Below are 2,207 nucleotides of genomic sequence, written 5' to 3'. Positions count from 1 at the left end.
TCTTCGCAGATGTGACCGAAATTCCAATTCTCAGCCGGGAGGACGCGACGGATGCCGCCGCGCGGCTGCGGCGCAGCCAGCAAAAACTCAAGGAGATGGAACGCAGAATTCGAAAGGATTTCGAGAGCCGTGCCGCCGCCCTTGGGCGCGCGAGGCCCGGATGACCTCGCCGGCGATCGAAGGAGCTGCCCGTCTCCGCCGCATCGCGCAAGCGGCGCGCGCAGGCCTGCCGATCGATCCGACCGACGGCCGACGCTTCGCCGCAGCCATTGACAGGTTCTTCGCCGGGCTGGCGCCGCTCGACGAGGCGCTCGGGCTCCGGGCGTCCGGCCGCGGCAAACGCAACGCAAGGCTGGAACTGATATTCGCTGATCGCGACGATGCGCTGCACGCCCTGGCCGAACTTGTCGGGACCAAGATCGGCGACGCAGACAGCGAAGGCGTTTGGGACGTGTCCGATCTTCTGACCGCCTTTGCCGCCGACAAGTGGCCGAAACTTAGAACGGCAGCAACCTGCCCTCCCGGCCTGTCCCGTGCTGATGCCCTGTGCTGGGCCATCTTGCGCGGTCGTGCAGGCAAGATACCGCCTCGCCGCTGGATCGCTTCGTTCTTCCGGGGGTCACCGCGAAATCGGATTTCACGGTGAGGTCGCTTTTTCAGGTCCGGTAGATTCTTCAACAACGCAACTCGGAGAGGAACTTATGGACGCCGTTACGAACGTCTCGGCTAAGCTCCCGGAAGCGGCTAGAGCCAAGCTCGCCGCCATGATCGAGGCGCGCGACGACACCAAGGCGCTGCAGGAATCGAGCTGGCGGAAGTACACCACCACGCTCAATAAGCACGAGCAAGCACAGGCGGAGGTGGAGCGGCTGCAACGCGCCCTCGACGAAGGCTTGCTCTACGTCGAAACCGAAATTCCGTCGCGAAATCCGGCCGCGCCGCACGGCGTCAGGCGCACCCCGGACAATGCCCGGATCAACGAGGCCAAGAGCAGGCTCGCGAAGATCACCGAGGAGATGGAGCGGTTGCAGGCTCAGGACCACACCCGCTCGCAGGCGTGGCAATCGCTCGACCGGATGGTCTCCCGAATTGAGGCCTACATTCGAGGCCTGCCGCCGGGGACGGCCATCATAGCCGCGCCATCAAAGCCGGCGAAGCGGCCGGCCTCGCTGTCTGCCTCGATCGAGACGGTCAGGTCGACGATCGCGAAACTGAAGGCCGATCTCCGCGATATCGAAACGGCGCCGGTACCCTCGGCCGATGCGAAAGCCATCGCCAAGCAATGGGTCGACAGCCAAGCGGAGATGGCGCGTCCGCGCGTCCACGGCCTGCTCGACGGCGGCGGCCAGATCGAATTCCCAAGGCAGGGCAACATCGTCGAAGCCAGCGTGATCCTGCCGACAGCGCAGGGCGTATCGCGCGGCTATTCGTGGTCGGTCGATCCGGTAGGGCTTCAATGCTGGCTGACCCCTGAACTCGTGATCGCCAGGCTGGAGGCCGAGATCGATGAGGTCGCCGATGATGCCCGCTCGCTCGACGACGCAAGCCGAGAACGGCGTCATGACGAGATATCCGCGCGGCTGTTCGAGGCAGAGTGCGAGGAGGAGCGCCTGATCGAGACCGCCATTGCCGATGGCGTGGCCGTCGCCCGCCGCGTCGATGCCGATGTCCGCGCCATCCTTCAACTGTCCGGCGACCTGCCAGCAGAGGAGCACGACCAATGACGATGAGCGCAGAGATATACGCTGAGCGTCGCCGCCGCCGCGCGGCTCACATGCCCGGCGCCACACCGACGAGCAACGAGCCTGAAGCGCCAGCACCCGCGGCCGACGCGTTCGGCCGGTTGTTGGTCAACGCGCTCATATCCGAGGGCGCGGGCAAGACCAGCATGCTCAACACAGCAGCCATCTATGCCAAGCGGCGGGCTCGGCGCGCATCATGGCTGCCAGGAGCGGCGGAGGAGGAATAATGAGATCGTCGGGTGCGAGCTTGCCCAGCAGGTGCTCGACGCGGCTCGCCGGAGGACCAAGCGGGCGCGCGCGGGCTCCGGCGAGCTACCCCAGCCCCCACCGGGTAGCTAGGTTCCTTTCGCCGAGGCAAAACCTTATGCGCCGGTGCGTAGTCCGATGTTCGCGCGTTTTTGCGGTTTTGATTTTTCCGCTTCCGTTCCCAAAACTGGAGGCCGTCTGATGCCCATCATTCTCGAC

At 65.2% G+C, this 2,207-nt stretch carries 3 protein-coding genes; all 3 read left to right on the top strand.

Going from position 1 to position 2,207, the window contains the following annotated elements:
- The first annotated feature begins 160 nt into the window (after window positions 1–160).
- From EOA38_RS34335 to EOA38_RS34325, 3 genes are read left to right on the top strand one after another with little or no spacing between them, the layout of a single operon-like run.
- Window positions 161–646: a hypothetical protein gene (locus tag EOA38_RS34335; RefSeq protein WP_127301308.1), complete on the top strand. Its 486-nt coding sequence runs from the start codon at window positions 161–163 to the stop codon at window positions 644–646.
- 55 nt (window positions 647–701) lie between these two features.
- Window positions 702–1,724: a hypothetical protein gene (locus tag EOA38_RS34330; protein ID WP_127301307.1), complete on the top strand. Its 1,023-nt coding sequence runs from the start codon at window positions 702–704 to the stop codon at window positions 1,722–1,724.
- Window positions 1,721–1,969, top strand: a complete 249-nt coding sequence (locus EOA38_RS34325; RefSeq protein WP_127301306.1) for a hypothetical protein — start codon at window positions 1,721–1,723, stop codon at window positions 1,967–1,969. Before EOA38_RS34330 ends, EOA38_RS34325 begins: the two co-directional genes overlap by 4 nt.
- Window positions 1,970–2,207 lie beyond the last annotated feature (238 nt).

The sequence above is a fragment of the Mesorhizobium sp. M1E.F.Ca.ET.041.01.1.1 genome, from assembly GCF_003997355.1.
Classification (GTDB): Bacteria; Pseudomonadota; Alphaproteobacteria; order Rhizobiales; family Rhizobiaceae; genus Mesorhizobium.
The sequence above is the reverse complement of the archived record's forward strand: the minus strand, read 5'-3'. Positions and strand labels throughout refer to the sequence as shown.